Genomic DNA, 20227 nt, shown 5'->3' with positions numbered 1-20227 from the left:
CGGTAAATCTCTGGTTGAAACGGAAACACGTCTCAAACGATTTTCAACCAGACGGTTCCTTCTGGAACTTAGAGGATGAACGTTCTTCGAAACCCGTCATTCAACCAGAGATTTTACATACCCAGAAAAAGCCGGCGCGGCACTTGCTGCGTCGGCTTTTTGCTATGATCGTGCGGGCAGCGACACCAGCGCGTCCGCCAGCGTGTCCACCTGCACGATATGCAGCCCCGGAACCGTAATCGGCTTACGCAACACGGGCACCACCGCCGTGGTGAAACCCAATCGTGCCGCCTCGCGCAGACGATACTCCAAACGCGGCACCGGCCGAATCTGCCCGGTGAGTGAAATCTCACCGATCGCGCAAGTGGTGCGGGGAATGGGGGAGTGCTTCGCGGCGCTCGCCAACGCGGCCACAATCGCCAGATCACACCCCGGTTCCTTGGCGATGCCACCCGCAATCGTGGAAACATACAGATCGTTGCCCAGCAGATTCAACTTGCCATGACGGTACAGCACGGCGGTCAGCATGGCGATACGACTGCCATCCACCCCATTCACCGCCCTGCGCGGCGTGGGCAGCACCGAGTCGGTGACCAACGCCTGCACTTCGATCGGCAACGAACGATGCCCGTCCAACGTGAACGTGACGCACGTGCCCTCAACAGGCGCGCTCGTATTGTCACCGCTCGACGAGAGGAATAGGCCGGACGGATCCGTCACCTCCTCGATGCCTTCGCCGCTCATGTCGAAACAGCCGACCTCATCCGTCGGCCCGAAACGATTCTTCACCGCACGCAGCAGACGCAGCGCGGTCTCACTATCGCCCTCGAACTGGCACACCACATCCACCAGATGCTCCAAGGTACGCGGTCCCGCAATCGAACCATCCTTGGTCACATGGCCCACCAGCAGCACCGGCACATCCAACGTCTTCGCGGTGTCGATAAGCGCGCTCGCGACCTCGCGCACCTGCGTGGAACCGCCGGAAATGCCGTCGACATCCTGAGAGACGATGGTCTGCGCCGAATCGACGATGGCCAGCGCGGGCCGGTGATGTTCGATCAGGCCGAGCGCCGTGCCGAGATCGGTGGTGGCGGCGAGCAGCAGATTCGGTTCCACCGCGTTGATGCGCGTGGCACGCAGACGCACCTGGGCCTGCGATTCCTCGCCGGAAATGTACAGCACGGTGCCGTCGCGGTGCGTCCGGGCGATATTACCGGCGGTTTCCAGCAGCAACGTGGATTTGCCGATGCCGGGTTCACCGGCGATAAGCACCACCGAGCCGGGGACGATGCCACCGCCGAGCACGCGATCGAATTCGGAGAAGCCCGTTTCGACACGTTCCACGGTGTCGGTGCCGATTTCGGTGATCGCCGTGGCTGAAACCGCAGTGACGGCTTCCGTGGCGCGTGTGCGACGGTCATGGCCGGGATCGGCGGTGCGCGAACGCGCGGACGGGCGTGCCTCACGGAACTCATCGACCGTTCCCCATTGGCCGCATTCGGGGCATCGGCCCACCCATTTCGGGCCGCTCCAACCACATTCGGAACATAGATACTGTACGGACGTCTTTGCCATGGAACCGACGCTACCGAGGCGAAGCGACAAGCCGTTTCGCTACTGCCGGAGCGTCAGACGGCTGTGCCACAATCGAAATATGCCGAATACACGCAGCTCATCGCATCGCAAATTGTTCATCGTCATCATCGTCGCCGTGGTAATCATCGCGCTGTCCATGGCGTCGGCCTTCGTATGGCCCGGTTGGGCGTTGAACAAGCAGGCCTCGCAGCAACAGCAGCAACAGGAGCAGGTGAAGGAGCCCACCAAACCCGCCATCGATGCCGTGGCCTTGCCGAAGGACTCCACCGAGCTGCTTAAGGCCATGCCGGACAGCGTGCTGAATTTCGCGCGCACCAAGGCCGACAGTTCGGAGACGTGGAAGTCCACGTCGCCGCTGGAGGAGTACACGCTGACCTACAGCACCGGCAAGAAAAGCGAGGACATCACGCTGATCGTCGGCCAGTGGAGCGTTTCCGACTCCGCGAAGACCCAGTACAATTCCCTGACCGAGAAGCTGACCGGTAAGACCCTGTATTCCGGCGCGGTGAAGGTGCGTGGCAACGAGACGGGCGAATACGTGGTTCGCGAGAACAAGGAGAACACCAAGTTCGCGACGGCGGTGTGGTACAACGACACGGTCGTGTTCCAGGCCACCGGTTCCGCGGCCGGCGTGGAGCGTTTCGTGCAGAAATTCCCCCTGTGATACACGGAAGTGGCATAGTCCGTAAGAACGTGTATAGTTTGGAAAGTTGCAACTTTACGATTAATCGGAATGGAGGCTTCAGATGGGTTCCGTCATCAAGAAGCGCCGCAAGCGGATGAGCAAGAAGAAGCACCGCAAACTGCTGCGTAAGACCCGCCACCAGCGCAAGTAGTCTTACAAGGCTTTAAGGCATTAACGAACCCCGCGAGGCATACGCCCGCGGGGTTCGTTTTTGCCGTTTATGATATGCGTGGGTGTGTCGGCGCATGATGGGAACGCCGCGGATGCCGTAATGGCAAGGAGAAAACGACGAGGGCCCGGACGGATTCGTCCGGGCCCTCGGTCAGTTTGCGGTGATATTAGGCATCACTTGTTGGAATTGGTCAGAATGCGCGGGCCGTCGGGATTGCCCACGATCACGGTGTCGACCATGTTGAGGAACAGGCCGTGCTCGACGACACCGACGGTGTTGATGAGATCTTCGGCCAATTCGGCGGGGCGGTCGATGCGCTCAAGATGCAGGTCGACCACGAAGTTGTTCTCGTCGGTGCGGACTTCCTTGCCATCGGCGTCGAGACGCAGCACCGGCTTGTAGCCCTTGGCCTCGAACTTCTTGACGACCTGGCCGGCGCCGAACGGAATCACCTCGACCGGCAGCGGGAACTTGCCGATGGTGTCGACGACCTTGGACTCGTCGACGATCCAGACGATCTTGTTGGAGTTGGTAGCCACGATCTTCTCCCACAGCAGGGCCGCGCCGCCGCCCTTGATGCCGTTGAAGTTCTTGTCGACTTCGTCGGCGCCGTCGATGGTCACGTCGATGTGGTCGACGTCATCGATGTCCACGATCTTGATGCCGAAGCTCTCGGCCTGTTCCTGCGTACGGCGGGAGGTGGTGACGCCGGTGAACTGCAGGCCTTCCTCCTGCACGCGGCGGCCGAGTTCGTCCACGAGGAACTTCACGGTGGAACCGGTTCCCAGACCGGCGATCATGCCGTTCTGGATGAGCTTGGCGGCCTCAATGCCAGCCGCTTTCTTCATGGCGTCCTGTTGTGCCTTGTCCATGCCTTCTCCTTGCTTATAGGCGCTATGGAAGCGTCGTTGCCAGTAAGTCGTTTCCATCCTACCGTGTCACGGCGGCGATGGAACGTCGTGTCCATTGTAATTCGGGGTTTTACCGCCGCATGAACGGCGTATTGGTGATGTGCAGGTTGCCGTCGCCGTCCACATAACCGTCGATTTCGATGTAGCCGTGCACGGGCATTGGTTCGCCGGTGAAGTAGGGGCTGGTTTTCGGGGCGGGGGAGAATGTCAGGTCGCCCGAAACGTTCAAGCCGGACGGCCTGCCGATGTGCTGTGGTGCGGCCTGCTGTGTGGGCTGTGCGTGCTGTTGCGGTGCGTGCTGTTGCGGTGCGGGTTGTTGCGGCGTGGGTTGCGCCGCTTGCGTCGCCGTTCGCGAGGTTGTGCGCGATTCGGCGTGTTCATTGTCGGCAGACTGTTTCACGGGTTGTTTCACGGAAGGCTCGGGTTGATGCTCCTCCGGACGCTTCGCATCATGATCGGCATCGGCTTGTTCATCGCCGTCCATCTCGAATACAGGCCTGAGCGAGTCGGCGCTCGCCTTGCCGTCGAGAACCAGCTGGACGTCCGGCGGCACGTCGGTACCGGCGGAATATTCGGAATGCAGCAGGGATTGCCACCCCTCGATGGGCAGATAGCCGTCCTTGGCGCCGGAACGGCAGTCCGTGGCGTACCCGCGCGCCAACTCGTCGACCAGCTCGTTGCCGGCATTGCCCGCATGGCCCTTCACCCAACGGAAATCGACGGGGCCTTCGCGCTTGGCGATTTCGGCATCGATGGCCTTGATGAGCTCGGCGTTCTTCACCGGCTTCTTCTGCGAGTTCTTCCAGCCGTTCTTCTTCCAGCCCTTCACCCATTTGGTGGAACAGTTGATGGCATACTGCGAATCCGATTCGATGAGCAGCGGTTCCGCGCCAGGGTGCGCGCGCAGCGCTTCCAATACGGCGCACAATTCGCCGATCTGATTGGTGCCGTTGGTCGCCCCGCCATGGTCGTAGCCGCGGTCGTCGTGCCTGTGGCCGGGCGTGCCGCCGGCGTTCCTGGCGTGATCCGCCCAGGCCCAGCCCATGGGGCCGTTGGGGTTGCCCAATGCCGATCCGTCCGTGGAAACGGTGATGGTCATACGAGATCCTTTCCTCATGCGCCCCGGGCGCGGGGCGATGCCTTTAGACAGCCTACGCCATGCCCAGCCTGCGTTACCGCCGCTATGCGTGGGAGGGCTAGACGGGGCGGAAGCGGGTGACGGGCAAACGAAAGGGGCGGACCCGCGATATGTGCGGATCCGCCCCAAAGACAGGCGTTCAGGCTGAAGCCTTGCCGAATCAGTCGGCCAGAGCCTTGTCGACGACCTCGGTGGCCTCGGCGAGCACCTTGTCCAGAGCCTCGGGGGACTCGAAGGACTCGGCGTACACCTTGTAGATGTTCTCGGTGCCGGAAGGACGGGCCGCGAACCAGTTGTTCTCGGTGGTGACCTTCAGGCCGCCGATCTTGGCGTGGTTGCCAGGGGCTTCGGTGAGCTTGGCGGTGATGTCCTCGCCGGCCAGCTGGGTGGCCGCGACGTCGTCGCCGGTGAGCTTGGCGAACTTCTGCTTCTGCTCGAGGGTGGTCGGGGTGTCGACGCGCTTGTACCAGCTTTCGCCGAAGCGCTCGACCTGCTCCTGATGCAGCTGGGCCGGGTTCTTGCCGGTCTTCGCGGTGATCTCGGCGGCCAGCAGGTCGGGGATCAGACCGTCCTTATCGGTGGTCCAGACGCGGCCATCCTTGCGCAGGAAGCTCATGCCGGAGCTTTCCTCGCCGCCGAAGGCGACTTCGCCCTTGAACAGCGGGTCGACGAACCACTTGAAGCCGACCGGCACCTCAACGAGCTTGGCGTTGATGGAGGCGGCCACGCGGTCGATCAGGGAGGAGGAGACCAGGGTCTTGCCGATGCCGGCGTTCTCCGGCCAACCCGGGCGGTTGCCGCCGAACAGGTACTCCACGCACACGGCGATGTAGTGGTTCGGGTTCATCACGCCCCAGTTCGGGCAGACGATGCCGTGACGATCGGCGTCCGGATCGGTGCCGCCGACCAGATCGTACTTGTCCCAAGCGCCGTTGTTGAGGGAGTCCACCAGACCCTTCATCGCGTACGGGGAGGACGGATCCATACGGATCTTGCCGTCGTGGTCGATGGTCATAAAGCTCCAGGTCGGGTCGACCTGCGGGCGCACGACATCGATGGTCAGGTTGAACTTCTCGTTCATCAGCGGCCAGTAGTTGACAGAAGCGCCGCCGAGCGGGTCGATGCCCAGACGTACGCCGGAGGAACGGATGACGTCGAAGTCGATGACGTTCTCCAGGTCGGAGACGTAGTGGTCGCGGTAGTCGAAGCGCTCGACCAGGTCGGACTTGATGGCCTGCTCGAACGGGACGCGCTTGACGTTCTTGAAATCGCCGAGCAGCTCGTTGGCTCGGTCGGCGATGGCGTTGGTCACGTCGGCCGGTGCCGGGCCGCCGGTGACCGGGTCGTACTTGAAACCGCCGTCGGTGGGCGGGTTGTGGGACGGGGTGACAACGATGCCGTCGGCGAGGCCGTCGCCGGTGAAGCGCTGGGTGCCGTCCGCGGCGCGGTTGTGGGTCAGGATGGCCTGGGACACAACCGGGGTCGGGGTGAAGTCGTCACGGGAATCGATGCGCACGCGCACGCCGTTGGCGACGAGGACCTCGATGGCGGTCTTCCAAGCCGGCTCGGACAGGGCGTGGGTGTCGCGGCCGATGTACAGAGGACCGTTCACGCCGGCCTTCTTGCGGTATTCCGCAATGGCCTGGGTGATGGCGACGATGTGGGCCTCGTTGAACGAGGTCTTCAGGGACGATCCGCGGTGACCGGAGGTGCCGAAGGAGACGCGCTGTTCCGGAACGGACGGGTCGGGGACGACGTCGTAGTACTTGCCAATGACTTCGTCGACATTGATCAGATCTGCTGGGGTGGCGGGTTTGCCCGCATTATTTGCAACCATGAGACTTATTGTGCCACGGGGCATGGGCTAATGTGCGGTAATGTCATATTTTGTTCGGTGAAAACGTTGGCACGAACTTGTCGCGCGGCGTGTCGGGAAGCACGGTAATGATGCCGCGGCAAACCGTTGCGTCCTCAACGAAGAATTTTGCCAATCATGTAAACGTGGTGTAAACTGCATTCCATTCGACTACTCGCAGGGTTGCTAGTCCATTACAGACGCAAGACCTGAGGTTTGGCATATTCACATGCCTTACCTCAGGTCTTTTTTGTCGGTGAGGACGGCCTGCGGGGCGAAGAATGGAAATGAAACAAGGAAGGAAGGGAAAATGGCTGAGTCAACCGCGTCGCAGATCATTGCTGCGATTGGTGGTGCTGAGAACGTTCGCAGCCTCACCCATTGCGCCACGCGTCTGCGCTTCGAGCTGGTGGACGCTGGCAAGGTCGATCAGGCTCGTCTGGACGGTACCAAGGGTGTGCTTGGCACCGTGCCGCAGGGCGACAACCGTTACCAGGTCGTTATCGGCGGCGGCGTCGCCAACGTCTACGAGGACATCATGCATCTGCCGGAGATGGCCAACGCCGGTGCTGCCGCGAGCAAGGGCGGCAAGTCCGGTGGCCAGATGACCGATGCCGAGGTCAAGGCCGCGGAACGCGCCAAGGCGCGCGGCAAGTTCGCATGGCTTGATGCGTTCTTCGAGTATCTGTCCGATTCGTTCCGCCCGATCCTGGGCGTGCTGCTCGGCGCCTCCATCATCATCGCGCTGGTCAACCTGCTGATCTCGCTGAACGTGATCCCGAACGATGAGGCGTCCGCCGGCTGGGTGTTCGTGAAGGCGATCTGGAAGGGCGTGTTCTACTTCCTGCCGATCATGATCGCGTACAACGCGGCCAAGAAGCTGAAGGTCGACCCGTGGCTGGGCGGCGCGATCATGGCCATGCTCATGACCCCGCAGTTCACCAGCCTGATGGACACCAAGACCTTCACGGACACCGTCTGCACCACCAACCAGGCCTTGGGCACCACCTCCTGCACCGCCAAGATCTTCGGTCTGCCGATGCTGCTGAGCGACTACTCCGGCAACGTGTTCGTGCCGCTGCTGATGGCCGCCGTGCTGGCGCTCGTCTACCACGGGCTGAAGAAGATCATCCCCGAAAGCGTCCAGCTTGTCTTCGTGCCGTTCTTCTCGCTGATCATCGTCGGCGCACTGACCGCCTTCCTCATCGGCCCGCTGGGCGTGTGGGCAGGCAACGAGCTCGGTGTCGGCCTCGCCTGGATGAACGCGAACGCGCCGTTCGTCTTCGCCATCGTCATCCCGCTGCTGTACCCGTTCCTGGTGCCGCTGGGTCTGCACTGGCCGCTCAACGCCCTTATGCTCATGAACATTCAGACGCTGGGCTACGACTTCATCCAGGGCCCGATGGGTACTTGGAACTTCGCCTGCTTCGGCGCTACCGCCGGTGTGCTGTTCCTTGCCGTGCGCGATAAGGACCCGGTCATGCGCCAGACCTCCCTCGGCGCCCTCGCTGCCGGTCTGCTCGGTGGCGTTTCCGAGCCGTCCCTGTACGGCATCCACCTGCGTTACAAGATGGTCTACAAGCGCATGCTGGTCGGCTGCGCCACCGGTGGCGTCACCATCGCCATCCTCGGCTGGCTCTTCCCGTCCACCGTCGCTTCCGGCGCCGTCGTGCACGGCGTGACCACCACCGCCTTCGCCTTCACCTCGCTGCTCACCATCCCGGTGTTCAACCAGATGTGGGTCTATGCCGTGTCCATCGCGGCCGCGTTCATCGTGTCCTTCCTCATGGTCGTGACCTTCGACTACCGCACCCCGGAGCAGAAGGCCGAAGCCAAGCAGCGTGCCGCCGACTACATCGCCGAACAGGAAGCCAAGAAGGCCGTCAACGCCGCCGCTTCCGCCCCGGCTGCCCCGGCCGCTCCCGCTGCGGCGACCGCCACCGCCACCGCAGTGGCGACCACCACCGTCGCATCCCCGCTGTCCGGCCACGTCGTCTCCCTCGACGAGTCCGGCGACCCGGTGTTCGCCTCCCGCGCACTGGGTGAGGGCGTCGCCATCCAGCCGTCCGACTCCACCGTGGTCGCCCCGGTCTCCGGCGTGCTCTCCACCGTCGCCGAAACCGGCCACGCCTTCGGTATCAAGACCGATGACGGCGTGGAAGTGCTCGTGCATGTCGGCATCGACACGGTGAAGATGAACGGTGAAGGCTTCGCCGTCGCCGTAAAGACCGATCAGCGAGTGAACGCTGGTGATACTCTGGTGACTGTTGACTTCGATAAGGTCAAGCAGGCCGGGTACAGCACCACGACGCTGATGACGGTGACCAACACCATGGCCCTTGCCTCGGTCACGCCGAAGACGGATATCGATGTGAAGGCCGGTGATGTGGTAATCGATATCCAGCACTGACGATGTCTGACGACATCGACGTCTGGGGAAGGAACGAAAACGGTGGAAGTACTTCGCGTATTCAACAACAACGTCGTCCTGGCGAAAGATGGGAATAGCGAAGTGATACTGACCGGGCGAGGATTGGGATTCCAAGCCAAGCCCGGCCAGCGCATCGACGAAAGGAAAGTCGTCAAGCGTTTCGTTCCTTCCGACGGGCGTGATCCGGATCATATGGCGGAACTGCTCGCGGGCATTCCGCCCGAAATCATCCGGTTGATCACCGAAGCCATGACCAGGATCGGCATGGGCGCTCAGGTCGAGCGCCGTCCAGCCCTCGTCATGGCTTTGGCCGATCATCTCACCGGCGCCATCAGGCGCATCAACAAGGGCATCAGCGTCGAATACCCGTTGCAGGCCGAAGTGCAGTCACTGTACGCGCGCGAATACGAACAAGCGACGAAGCTTGTGGCCGTACTCAATTCGTATCTTGGCGGCATCCTCCCCGAAGGGGAAGTGGTCGCCTTCGCAATGCACATGGTCAACGCGGGATTCTCCACGGGCGACCTGTCCCGCACCTATAAGATCACCGGCGTCATCCAGCAGATGCTCGCCGTGATCGAACAGTCGTATGGTGTAAAACTCGACCAGCACAGCATCAACGTCGGCAGGTTCATCACCCATCTGCGCTACCTGTTCGTCCGCATCAGCCAGAACAAGCAGCTCGACCGTGAACCGCAGCCGATCATCAACTCGATCAAGGAAACGTATTCCGACGCCATGCGTTGCGCCGACAAGATCGCCGCCGTGGCGGCCCTGCGCCTGGACGCGCATCTGACCGAGGATGAAATCGCCTATCTCGCCCTGCACATCTCCCGTGTCACCACGGATGTATTGGACGAGGAGCGCGAGAACGAGGAATCCGCCGCGCAACAGAGCAAGGCGAAACAGCCGAGCGCCAGCCGTTGACATATACGGCGTATGCCGCCCGTTTGAACGATTCCGCGTTCGACTTGGCGGTCTGAGCCGGAACTAAATCGCTTTACTGCTCGGACGGTTTTGCGTTTCCGGGCATTTCCGGCACGCGCACGATCAGCGCATGCTTCTCCACGCTGAAGCGGATATGCTGCGATTCGCCGAGAATATCGCCATCCACCTCCGCCAAAGCAGGCTTCTCCAGCGTGAGCTCCGCGCTGACGCCCTGAATCTGATCCACCTTCGAATTGATGGAAATGGGGTTCTGCTCGGGCTTGCGGGTGACGGTCTGATAGACGATGTCGCCGAACAGGTTCGTCCAGCCGAGCAGACCGCCGGTCGTATCGATGATCTCGAAATCGAGGATGCCGTCGTCGACCGATGCGCTGGGCATCAGCGAGAACATCGGGATCTCGCCGCAATTGCCGGCCATGAACGTGCGGAAGGTGAGGCCGCTGCGCGAATGCGTGCTGCCGTCCGCGCTCGTGATGGTGACGGTGCCATGGTATTTGGGGGCGAACAGGTTCTTCACGCCGCCGACGAAATACGCCAGCCAGCTGATGTTCTTCTTCAATTCGGGATCGGTGTCGTCGATCATCGCGGCGTCGAAGCCGATACCCGCGATGATGAGGAACGCGTGGCCGTGATCCTCCTTCTCGTTGTCGAGAATCGTCATACGGCCCATATCCACGTTGCGGGAACCATGCGAGGTCGCCACGGTGAGCGCCGCCTCGATGTCGCCCACCGGAATACCCATATTGCGGGCGAACAGATTACCGGTGCCGATGGGGATGATGCCCAATGCATGCCCCGTGCCGGCCACCGCGCTGGCGACGGTGCGCACCGTGCCATCGCCGCCCACGGCAACCACCACGTCCGCCCCATGAGCCAGAGCCTCCTGCGCGCAAACCCTGCCGTCCTTGTCGAGCTGTGTCTCGATGAACTCGATGTCGTTGAAACCATGATTCGCGCAGTACGAGGCGATGAAACGTCTATGTTCCGCGGCCTGCGGCTTCGAAGGGTTGATGATGAACGCGTAGTGCACGGAATCGTTGTCACGGCGGTCAAGCGCATCGGCCAGCTTACGGCGTTTGCAGGAACGTACGAACAGTACGATCGCCGCGATGACGGCTGCGATGGTGACGACGGCCGAGATGATAATAAGCGCAGTTTTGGGCATGCCCCCTATTTTTGCGAAGAACAGGACAGACGAACTCACCTTTTGAAGGAATCCCCCCTAATCCTGCACGAACTCGCCCGGTGCGTCGCTACACGGCACTAGGCTTAAGGCCATGCTTGATATTCAATTCATTCGTGAACACGCTGATATCGTCAAGGAATCCCAGCGCAAGCGCGGGGAATCCGTCGAACTCGTCGATGAGGTGCTCTCCTCCGACGAAGCGCGTCGTGCGGCGCTGAAGGACTTCGAAGCCGCCCGCGCCCAGCAGAAGGAAATCGGTAAGAAGGTCGCCGCCGCGTCCGGTGACGACAAGGCCAAGCTCATCGCCGAAACCAAGGAACTCTCCAAGAAGGTCGCCGAATACAAGGCCGCGGCCGACGCCGCCACCGGCGAATACACCACCGCCATGTGGAAGCTGTCCAATGTGGTCGAGCCGGAAGCCCCGGAAGGCGGCGAGGACGATTACGTCGTCGTCAAGAAGGTCGGTGACATCCGCGACTTCGCAGCCGAAGGCTTCGAGCCGAAGGACCACCTCACCCTGGGTCGCGGCGTCGCCGGCATCGACATGGAGCGCGGCGTGAAGGTCGGCGGATCCCGCTTCTACTTCCTGCGCGGCGCCGTCGCCCGTATGCAGATCGCCATGCTCACCATGGCCGTCGATCAGGCCGAGGAGCACGGCTTCACCCTCGCCATCACCCCGACGCTGGTGCGCCCCGAAGTGATGCGCGGCACTGGCTTCCTGAACTCCCACGCCGACGAGATCTACCGTCTGCGCGAACCCGACGAGCAGTACCTGGTCGGCACCTCCGAAGTGGCGCTCGCAGGCATGCACGAGAACGAGATCCTGAATCTGGAGAACGGCCCGCTGCGCTACTGCGGTTGGAGCTCCTGCTACCGCCGTGAAGCCGGCGCCGCAGGCAAGGACACCTCCGGCATCATCCGCGTGCACCAGTTCGACAAGGTCGAAATGTTCGTCTACGCCAAGCAGGAGGACTCCTACAAGGAGCATGAGCACCTGCTGGCCATGGAGCAGGAGATGCTCGGCAAGGTCGAGGTGCCGTACCGCATCATCGACACCGCCGCAGGCGATCTGGGCTCCTCCGCGGCACGTAAGTTCGACTGCGAGGCATGGGTTCCGACCCAGGGCCGCTACCGCGAGCTCACCTCCACCTCCAACTGCACCGAGTACCAGGCTCGTCGCCTCAACATCCGCGAGCGCACCGAAGACGGCTCCACCCGCGCCGTGGCCACGCTGAACGGCACCCTGGCCACCACCCGTTGGCTGGTCGCCATCATGGAGAACCACCAGCAGAAGGATGGCTCCATCGAGATCCCGAAGGCCATGCGTGCGTACATGGGTGGTAAGGAAGTCATCGAGCCGACCAAGTGGGAAGCCTGATTTTCCCGGCTTCTGCCTAGTTTTCAAAGGGACCTGCGTGAGCGCGGGTCCCTTTTCGCGTTCTGCGGGTTGTGCTATATTGGCGTTTCGTGTGATAAGCGCACGGGTAGATGTCTGAGCGGTCTAAAGAGACGGTCTTGAAAACCGTTGAGGTGCAAGCCTCCGCGAGTTCGAATCTCGCTCTGCCCGCCACAAGGCTTACTGGGGGTTCCCGGTAAGCCTTTTTGCTATTCGGATCCCGGTGTTTCAAGGTTGCGCGATGGCCGGGCTTTGCGAAAGGAGCTGGTTGTGGCCGAAAGCTTGGAGACGTTGCACGCGGGGGAGCGTGCGTATGGGGCGATGGCCGGGCTCGCGTTGGGCGATGCGCTGGGCATGCCCACGCAAAGCATGTCGGCGGCCGATATTCGCCGGTATTACGGCGGTTCGATCACCACGCTCATGAACGCCGTGCCGCAGCAGCCCATCGCGCCGAATATGAAGGCCGGTGCGGTCACCGACGATACGGAACAGGCGTTCGTGCTCGCGCATCGGCTTATCGAAGACGGCGGCAATCTCGACAATGCCCGGTATGCCCGTGATCTGCTGCAGTGGGAAGCCGATATGAAAGCCAAAGGGTCGCTTGATCTGCTGGGGCCGTCCACCAAAGCGGCGTTGCAAAAACTCACCGAAGGCGTGAGCTTGGAGGAAACCGGTCGATTCGGCACCACCAACGGCGGGGCCATGCGCGCCACTCCGGTGGGTATCGCGTTCCGCCCGGGCAAGGCGCTCGCTGGTGCCGCCTGGCGTTCCTGTGTGGTGACGCATAACACGGTGCAGGGTATCGAATCGACCACGCTGGTGGCTTCCGCGGTGAGTTTCGCCATCGAGGGCGAACGTGATTTCCTGCGTCGGGCGGTGGATTTCGTGCAGACGCTTCCGCAGCGTGGCAACTGGTCGGCGAAGGCCTCGGTGCTGGCGCGTGTGCGGTACTTCATGGATTGGGCTGAGCAGGGCGGGCGTGATCTGGATGACGACGAGTTCGCGCTGACGCTGCAACGTGATTGCGGTACCAGCGTGGAATCGAACGAATCGGTGGCCGCGGCGTTCGCCATCGCCACACGCTTCTTCGACGATCCGACGCGGGCTTTGTGTTTCGCGGCTTCCATAGGCGGTGATACCGATACCATCGGCGCCATCACCGGTGCGATGCTGGGCGCCTGGCATGGTGCGCAAGGCTTCGACGCCGCCATGCTCGACCGGGTGCTGCTGCAGCTTGGGGAAGACAACCATCTCGACTTGGGAGGCATCGTCACCGCGCTGTGCGCATTGCGCAACGCCGGTGATGAGCGGTGATCATCGGTGATCATCGGTGAAGGCCGGTGATATGTGCCGGACGATGGGATCGTGGCAACGGTACGGAAGGTGCTGACATGGTGGGACAGGTTATTTCGCTGGGACAGATCATTGTCGATCTGACCATGAACGTGGCCGCCGTGCCTCATGCGGGCGAAGACGTGTTCGCCGACGGTGTGCAGACGCGGGTCGGCGCCAGTTTCAACACGTTGTACGCCGTGCGCCGTATGGGCGTCGCGGCGGCGCATGCCGGCATCATCGGCACGGGGCCGTGGGCGTCGCAGATCATGCGGGCGCTGGAACTGCACGGCATCCGGCATATCGGCAAACGCGACGGTTCGCGCGATTCGGGGTTCTGCATGGCCCTGACCGACGCGAACGCCGAACGGACCTTCATCTCGACACGTGGCGCCGAAGCGTATGGCGAGGCCGACGCGTTCGACGCCGTCGATCCTTCCGCCCGAGACGTTGTGCATATCAGCGGATACACCTTGGTGCACCGTACATCTGAGGCGCTGCTCGCCTTCATGCGAAGGACGGCCGAACACCGCGGATTCGCTGCGGTATTCGACGCCTCCCCGGTGATCGCGCAGGCGGATGACCGTATGTTCCGCGCGATGCTCGACTATCGCCCGATATGGTCGTGCAATGAACGCGAAGCGGTGCTGATCGCGCAACGATTGCTGCGGTTGCGGCATGACGATGATGCCTATGCCCACGATGCCGGCGATGCCTGTGAAGCCAGCGATCGCGGGATTGCGGAAAGGCTTGCGGCGACTGCGGATATGCGGGATGCGGAGGTTGACGCATCGCTGGTCGCGTGGCTGCGCGATCGATTGCAAGCCACGGTGATCGTGCGTACGGGCAAGGATGGCGCATGGCTGGCGGTTCCGGCCCATGAGCCGCGGCATATCGCCGGTTTCCCGGTGCAGGCGGTGGATACCAACGGGGCTGGCGATTGCCATGCCGGCGTGCTGTGCGCGCGACTGTGCGAAGGCGCGCGGTTGGAGGATGCCGTGCGTTATGCCAATGCCGCCGCGGCGCTGGCTGTGACGAAACGCGGCCCGGCCACATGCCCTGGGCGGGATGAGGTCGAAAGGCTTTTGGCATAGCCGTTTTGAGACTTATAGTATAAGTGACTATAAGTTGGTTATATCATGTGCGCAGCGTGGTGGCGCGGCGTGCGTGAACGATCTGCTCGCAGCGTCGCGAAGCAGACCCAAGGAGTTCCACATGAGCAATGAAAAGGGAGCCCTCTCCATCGAGGAGCAGGGCATCGACATTATTTCCGAGGAGGAGCGCAAAGGCACGCCGTCCAGCCTGTTCTGGCCATGGTTCGCGGCCAACATCTCCATGTTCGCCATGTCGTATGGCGCGTGGGCGCTCGGTTTCGGCATCTCGTTCTGGCAGGCCACCGCCATGACCGTCATCGGCGTGGTTGTATCGTTCCTGCTGGTCGGCGTCGTCTCCATCGCGGGCAAGCGCGGCAACGCGCCCACCATGGTGCTCACCCGTGCCACCTTCGGCGTCGAAGGCGCCAAAGTGCCGGCGGCGCTGAGCTGGATCGCCACGCTGGGCTGGGAGATCTCACTGACCACCACCGCAGTGCTCGCCATGTCGAGCACCATCGAAAAACTCGGCTGGGGCTCCGGCGTCGCGCCCAAGATCATCTCCACCATCGTGGTGGTCGGCCTTGTGGTGGTCGCGGGCATCTTCGGCTACGACCTGATTATGCGCTGCCAGCAGGTCATCACCATCGTGACCGGCGTGATCACCATCGGCTTCTTCATCCTCGGTTGGGGGCACATCGACTTCTCCGCCATCAACTCCGTGCCGGCCGGTTCGTTGCCCGCCATGCTCGGCTGCTGCTTCTTCGTGATGACCGGCTTCGGCCTGGGCTGGGTGAACGTCGCGGCCGACTATTCGCGCTATCTGCCGCGCAAATCCTCCAACGGCGGCATCGTGTTCTGGACGACGTTCGGCGCGTCCATCGCCAACGTGTTCCTCATCTTCTACGGTCTGCTGCTGGCCGTCTCCAACGCCGACATGGCCGAAAACGTTGGCAACGACCCGATCGGCGCCATGGCGTCCATCCTGCCGACCTGGTACCTGATCCCGTACACCATCGTGGCCGTGCTCGGCCTGATGTCCGGCTCCATCATGGACAACTACTCCAACGGACTCGCGTTGCTCTCCTTCGGCGTCAAACTGCCGCGCACCGTGGCCGCCGCGCTCACCGCGGCCCTGACCGTGCTCGGCGTGGTCTACGTGACCTTCTTCTCCGACACGTTCATCGGCCCGTTCCAAGGCTTCCTGACCACGCTCGGCGTGCCGATGGCCGTCTGGGCCGGCATGTTCGTGGCCGACGTGATCATCCGCAGGAAGGATTACAGCACCGCCGACCTGTACGATCCGAAGGGCCGTTACGGCGCGTGGAACGGCAAATCCTTCGCCATCCTCATCGTCGGCACCGCGCTCGGCTGGGGCCTGGTGGTCAACACCGCCGCCAACTGGCTGAACTGGCAGGGCTACCTGCTGTTCCTCATCGGCGGCAAGAACGGCAGCTGGGCCGCGGCCAACCTCGGTGTGATCGTCGCGCTCATCGTCGGCCTTATCGGAGCATTGCTGTTCCAGCGCGGCGACATCGCCAAGCAGGAAGCCGATCTGCCGGCTTCGGAAGTCTGAATGGACGCGGATAACGCAAGAAAGGAAACGTCATGATCGCAGAGGATGAATGGCTTGTCGTCATCGACCGGCAGCGTGTTTTCGCGGAAAGCGAGTGGTCCACGTGGGCGTGCCCGGACGGCTCCTACCACACCACCGATAAGGCGTTCGCGCGATTGGCCGAAGCGTTCGGCGATCGCGTGGTCTACACGCGCTATGTCGCGCCGCAGCCGCCGCGCAACGCCTGGGTCGACTATTTCAAGGATTGGCCGCAGTTCCTGGTCGCGCCCGATGACCCGATGTACGACCTCACCGACGACACCGCGGCCCTGGCGGAAGGCCATGCCGTGGTCAGCTGCGACACGTTCGGCAAGTGGGGAAACGCACTGAGCGAGGCCATTGCCGGTGCCAAGAAGATCACCGTATGCGGCGTCGCCACCGACTGCTGCGTGCTCACCACCGTGCTCGCCGCCGCCGATAGCGGTGTGGCCGTGCGCGTGGCCGCCGACGCCTGTGCCGGCAGTTCGCCGGAAAACCACCGGATGGCGTTGGGCACCATGGCGTTGTTCACGCCGCTGGTCACAATCGCAGATACCGATTCCATCGTGGGGTGATTCCGCAGTGGGGTGATCCCATCGCGGAATGAACGGATAACCGTTGCGTTGCGGGGTCTGCCGGGTTCGCCCGGCAGACCCCGCTTTGTCTGTATTGGGTAGAGATCGAAACTCGAGGAAGGTCCGGGGAAGTGGTCGAGGGATGGGGAAGATACCTGAAGATACTCGGACTGGCCTTGGTAATACGCCATTAATCTGGCGGTGTGCTTTTGTAACTGCGGCGTAACAGTGCGGTGGCGATTGTAAGGGGCGATTCCGGCACAATCATGGGTATCACCAGTTTCGCAAAGAGGATTCACGCATAGCCGTTCCTCTCATCGGAAAATCCCATGTTTGAATCGAGGCCACCATGGCACAGCAGATCACCAGCCTGCTTGACGATCCCACGCAAGCGGTCAGCCTGGACACGTTCAGCGGACTCACCAAAGGATGCCCGGCACCGTTTTGGCTGTTCCAAGGCGTGTGCGCGGCTTGGGGCATCGACCACCATCGCGCCCAGCTCAACCTCATCACCGTGTCGGAGAACGCAACGTTCCTGCTGCTGCTCGACGGTGAGGTGCAAGGCGTGGTGCGCGTTTCGCAGCCCGGTTACGTTGGCGGCCCGGAGGCCGTGGCTTCGGAAATCAGCTGGCTGAACGCCCTGCACGATATCGACGGCATCAGCCTGATCAATCCGGTCCCCACCGTTCGCGGCACATTCGTAACGAAAATCACCGATCTGAACGGTGTCGGCTGGACGGTCATCTCCACCAAATATGTGGAAGGAACCGTGCTGGAGGATCTCGACAATCCCGCGCCCTATTACGAAACCATCGGCGAATGGGCCGCGAAATTCCATGAACAGTCGCGTACCTGGAACAAGCCGTATGGTTTCACACGGTTCAACTGGGATCTATCGAATATGGTCGGCCCAGCGCCACGCTGGGGACGTTGGGAAAACGCCGATCTCACCAACGACGAGAAACAGCTGTGCGATACCGCGTTGTGGAAGGCCATGGACGTGGTGATGAAAGTGCCGCGAACCAACGAAACCTGGGGTCTCATCCACGCCGACCTGCGCCCGTCGAATGTGATCCGCGGCAACGACGGAAAACTGACCGTCATCGATTTCGATGATGCCGGATACAGCTGGTATCTCTACGATTACGCTTCCTCGCTGAGCTTCATCGAACACGAACCGTATGCCCCCGATCTCGCCAAAGCGTGGGTTAAGGGATACCAGCATGTGGCAGGTGCGTTCACGGATGAGGAACTGCACATCATGTCCGCGCTGTCGATGATTCGACGCATGCAGATGCTCGGCTGGACCACCAGCCATCGTGAAGACGCCCTACCCGACGGTTTGGCCGCACAGCAGGCTCCGGGCAGTGTGATGTGCGCGAGGAAATATCTTGACGATCCGCTCTGGCTGCTGCATTGATGCGGCGTCTGGGGGATCCGGTCGCAGCATCGCGGAATCACGAAAATCCATTTTTATAACTAAACAGCATCCGACCAAACACAACCAAACGAGGAATCAATGGCATAACTCGCCGAAATAAGAGAGGAAGGCGATTGCAATGACTGCGTCAACTGTTTCAGGACGATCCATAGGCGGCGTGACCTACGTCGAAACCGACAAGGACTACTTCAAAAAGCGCCAGCTCAAACGAACCGCAGGAGCCTTCGGCCTATGGGCCATCGGTATTTCGGCGGTGATTTCCGGTGACTTCTCCGGCTGGAACGGAGGCATCGCCCAAGCCGGATGGGGCGGCATGCTGGTAGCCGCCATCGTGGTATACCTCATGTACGTGCTCATGCTGAACTCGATCAGCGAAATGGCATCGGCCATGCCCCACACGGGCGGCGCATACTCCTTCGCGCGAGCTGCCATGGGACCATGGGGCGGCTTCTTCACCGGGCTTGCGGAAACCATCGAATACGTGATGACCGCAGCCACCATCGTGTACTTCTCATCGGCATACGCCGACGCCATTCTCTCCAACCTGACCGGCTACTCGCTGGACGACCACGGCCTGGCTTGGGTGTGGTGGCTTGCCCTGTATGCGATTTTCGTAGTGGTGAATTGGATGGGCGCCGAAACGTCGTTCCGCTTCGCCGAAGTCGTGTCCATCGCCGCGCTCGCCATCGTCGCACTGTTCGGCATCGGCGCTTTTGTGACCGGCAAAGCCGATTTCTCCACGCTGCTCAACATCACGCCGACCAACGGCAACTCCGCGTTCCTGCCGTTCGGGCCCGGTGCCATCTTCTACGCCATGCCGTTCGCGATGTGGCTGTTCCTCGGCATCGAACAGCTACCGCTGGCCGCCGAGGAAGTGCGTGAGCCGGAAAAGAACATTCCGAAGTCGTCACGCCTGTGCATTTTCACGCTGGGACTGTCCGCGCTGATCATCGTGTTCCTGAACCCGGCCGTGGTCGGTTCCGAAGCGCTTGCCGGTTCCGACGAGCCGCTGCTTGACGGATATCGTGCGATTCTGCCGGGCAATATCGCCGCAGTGCTGTCCGCCTTCGCGCTGATCGGCCTGCTGGCATCCATCCAAGGCATCATGTTCGCTTACGGACGCAACCTGTATTCGCTGTCCCGCGCGGGCTATTACCCTGCGTTCCTGTCGTTGACCGGCAAGAAGAAGACGCCGTATTGGGGTTTGATCGTCGGTGCGATCATCGGTTTCGCGGCCCTGTTCATCATTGCGTACGGCGGTGATGGAGCCGGTTCGGTGGTGTTGAACATCGCCGTCTGGGGTGCTGTGCTGGCGTACCTGCTGCAGATGGTCTCCTATGTGATCCTCAGAAAGAAGATGCCCGACATCAAACGTCCGTTCACCAGCCCGTTCGGTCTGCCGGGCGCGGTCATCGCGGGTCTGCTCGCGTTCTGCATTTTCGTGGCCGTGCTGCTGAACCCGGATTACCGTTTGGCGGTGTACGCCATGGTGGTCATCTACATTCTGGCTACCGTTTTCTTCGCGGTCTACGGGCGCAAGCACCTGGTGCTCTCTCCGGAAGAGGAATTCGCCGCCTCTGGAGGCAAGGCCGAATACAAGACGGAAGATTGATCGACTAATCGATTATCGATCTACTGGCATATCGCCATTCCGGGGCGTGGCATGTGGGCACATGCGAAAGCCGCATCCGCCGAGGGTGCGGTTTTCGCGAACGCGCGAAATCCGATTCGTGAAAACCGGAATCATAAAACGCGAAACGTATGGAAAACCAACCTGCGCGGCTGCGGGAACCGTGGTCGCCGCAGCCTCGAAAGGTTGACCAAATGGGCGGAAAACAGCGGAAATGGTTTGTTTCTGCGCTGTATCAGCCAC

At 61.8% G+C, this 20227-nt stretch carries 16 protein-coding genes and 1 tRNA gene; 12 read left to right on the top strand and 5 right to left on the bottom strand.

The genetic code is table 11. From position 1 onward, the window contains the following. Positions 1-162 precede the first annotated feature (162 nt). The gene (radA, locus tag KIH75_RS06405) at positions 163-1578 is read right to left on the bottom strand and encodes a DNA repair protein RadA (protein ID WP_219055934.1); all 1416 of its coding nucleotides are present in this window, start codon (positions 1576-1578) and stop codon (positions 163-165) included. Between the two features lie 79 nt (positions 1579-1657). Here radA and KIH75_RS06400 point away from each other — a divergent pair, with 79 nt between their 5' ends. After that, the gene (locus KIH75_RS06400) at positions 1658-2263 is read left to right on the top strand and encodes a hypothetical protein (protein ID WP_219055933.1); all 606 of its coding nucleotides are present in this window, start codon (positions 1658-1660) and stop codon (positions 2261-2263) included. 82 nt (positions 2264-2345) lie between these two features. Beyond that, on the top strand, positions 2346-2435 hold the full coding sequence (locus KIH75_RS06395) for a 30S ribosomal protein bS22 (protein WP_004268639.1): 90 nt from the start codon (positions 2346-2348) through the stop codon (positions 2433-2435). Positions 2436-2629: 194 nt separating this feature from the next. Here the strand turns inward: KIH75_RS06395 and rpiA are convergent, their stop codons facing one another. From rpiA to pgm, 3 genes are all read right to left on the bottom strand, one after another. Further along, positions 2630-3328: a ribose-5-phosphate isomerase RpiA gene (rpiA, locus tag KIH75_RS06390; RefSeq protein WP_219055932.1), complete on the bottom strand. Its 699-nt coding sequence runs from the start codon at positions 3326-3328 to the stop codon at positions 2630-2632. Positions 3329-3437: 109 nt separating this feature from the next. Beyond that, a complete protein-coding gene (locus KIH75_RS06385; protein ID WP_420829183.1) occupies positions 3438-4412 on the bottom strand; it encodes a ribonuclease H family protein in 975 nt (324 codons plus the stop codon). Between the two features lie 253 nt (positions 4413-4665). Continuing rightward, positions 4666-6342 (bottom strand): phosphoglucomutase (alpha-D-glucose-1,6-bisphosphate-dependent), encoded by a 1677-nt coding sequence (gene pgm / locus KIH75_RS06380; RefSeq protein ID WP_219055930.1) that lies wholly within the window; start codon positions 6340-6342, stop codon positions 4666-4668. A gap of 328 nt (positions 6343-6670) precedes the next feature. On the opposite strand from pgm, the gene KIH75_RS06375 reads away from it, so the two are divergent. Both KIH75_RS06375 and KIH75_RS06370 read left to right on the top strand, forming a co-directional pair. Further along, positions 6671-8770, top strand: a complete 2100-nt coding sequence (locus tag KIH75_RS06375; RefSeq protein ID WP_219055929.1) for a glucose PTS transporter subunit IIA — start codon at positions 6671-6673, stop codon at positions 8768-8770. A 42-nt stretch (positions 8771-8812) separates the two neighbouring features. Next, on the top strand, positions 8813-9718 hold the full coding sequence (locus tag KIH75_RS06370; protein ID WP_219055928.1) for a PRD domain-containing protein: 906 nt from the start codon (positions 8813-8815) through the stop codon (positions 9716-9718). Positions 9719-9791: 73 nt separating this feature from the next. Here KIH75_RS06370 and KIH75_RS06365 read toward each other — a convergent pair whose 3' ends face one another. Beyond that, a complete protein-coding gene (locus tag KIH75_RS06365) occupies positions 9792-10904 on the bottom strand; it encodes a diacylglycerol/lipid kinase family protein (RefSeq protein WP_219055927.1) in 1113 nt (370 codons plus the stop codon). Positions 10905-11016: 112 nt separating this feature from the next. Between KIH75_RS06365 and serS the strand changes: the two genes are divergently transcribed. The 8 genes from serS to KIH75_RS06325 all read left to right on the top strand — a co-directional run bounded on the left by serS (position 11017) and on the right by KIH75_RS06325 (position 19966). Then, positions 11017-12303 carry a serine--tRNA ligase gene (serS, locus tag KIH75_RS06360; protein ID WP_219055926.1) on the top strand — a complete coding sequence of 429 codons (1287 nt, stop codon included), beginning with the start codon at positions 11017-11019 and terminating at the stop codon, positions 12301-12303. Between the two features lie 104 nt (positions 12304-12407). Continuing rightward, a tRNA-Ser gene (locus KIH75_RS06355) sits at positions 12408-12495 on the top strand. A 147-nt stretch (positions 12496-12642) separates the two neighbouring features. Further along, positions 12643-13635, top strand: coding sequence for an ADP-ribosylglycohydrolase family protein (locus tag KIH75_RS06350; protein ID WP_219055942.1), 993 nt, complete (start codon positions 12643-12645; stop codon positions 13633-13635). Positions 13636-13712: 77 nt separating this feature from the next. After that, positions 13713-14747: a PfkB family carbohydrate kinase gene (locus KIH75_RS06345; RefSeq protein WP_219055925.1), complete on the top strand. Its 1035-nt coding sequence runs from the start codon at positions 13713-13715 to the stop codon at positions 14745-14747. Positions 14748-14868: 121 nt separating this feature from the next. Continuing rightward, positions 14869-16320 (top strand): purine-cytosine permease family protein, encoded by a 1452-nt coding sequence (locus KIH75_RS06340; protein WP_219055924.1) that lies wholly within the window; start codon positions 14869-14871, stop codon positions 16318-16320. Between the two features lie 32 nt (positions 16321-16352). Next, entirely contained in the window at positions 16353-16913 is a 561-nt protein-coding gene (locus KIH75_RS06335) for a cysteine hydrolase family protein (protein WP_219055923.1), read from the top strand. A gap of 349 nt (positions 16914-17262) precedes the next feature. Further along, positions 17263-18333: a phosphotransferase enzyme family protein gene (locus KIH75_RS06330; RefSeq protein ID WP_219055922.1), complete on the top strand. Its 1071-nt coding sequence runs from the start codon at positions 17263-17265 to the stop codon at positions 18331-18333. A gap of 139 nt (positions 18334-18472) precedes the next feature. Then, positions 18473-19966, top strand: coding sequence for an amino acid permease (locus KIH75_RS06325; RefSeq protein ID WP_219055921.1), 1494 nt, complete (start codon positions 18473-18475; stop codon positions 19964-19966). The last annotated feature ends 261 nt before the right edge of the window (positions 19967-20227 follow it).

The organism is Bifidobacterium pongonis (assembly GCF_019331805.1).
In the GTDB taxonomy this organism is placed as follows: Bacteria; Actinomycetota; Actinomycetes; order Actinomycetales; family Bifidobacteriaceae; genus Bifidobacterium; species Bifidobacterium pongonis.
The sequence above is the reverse complement of the archived record's forward strand: the minus strand, read 5'-3'. Positions and strand labels throughout refer to the sequence as shown.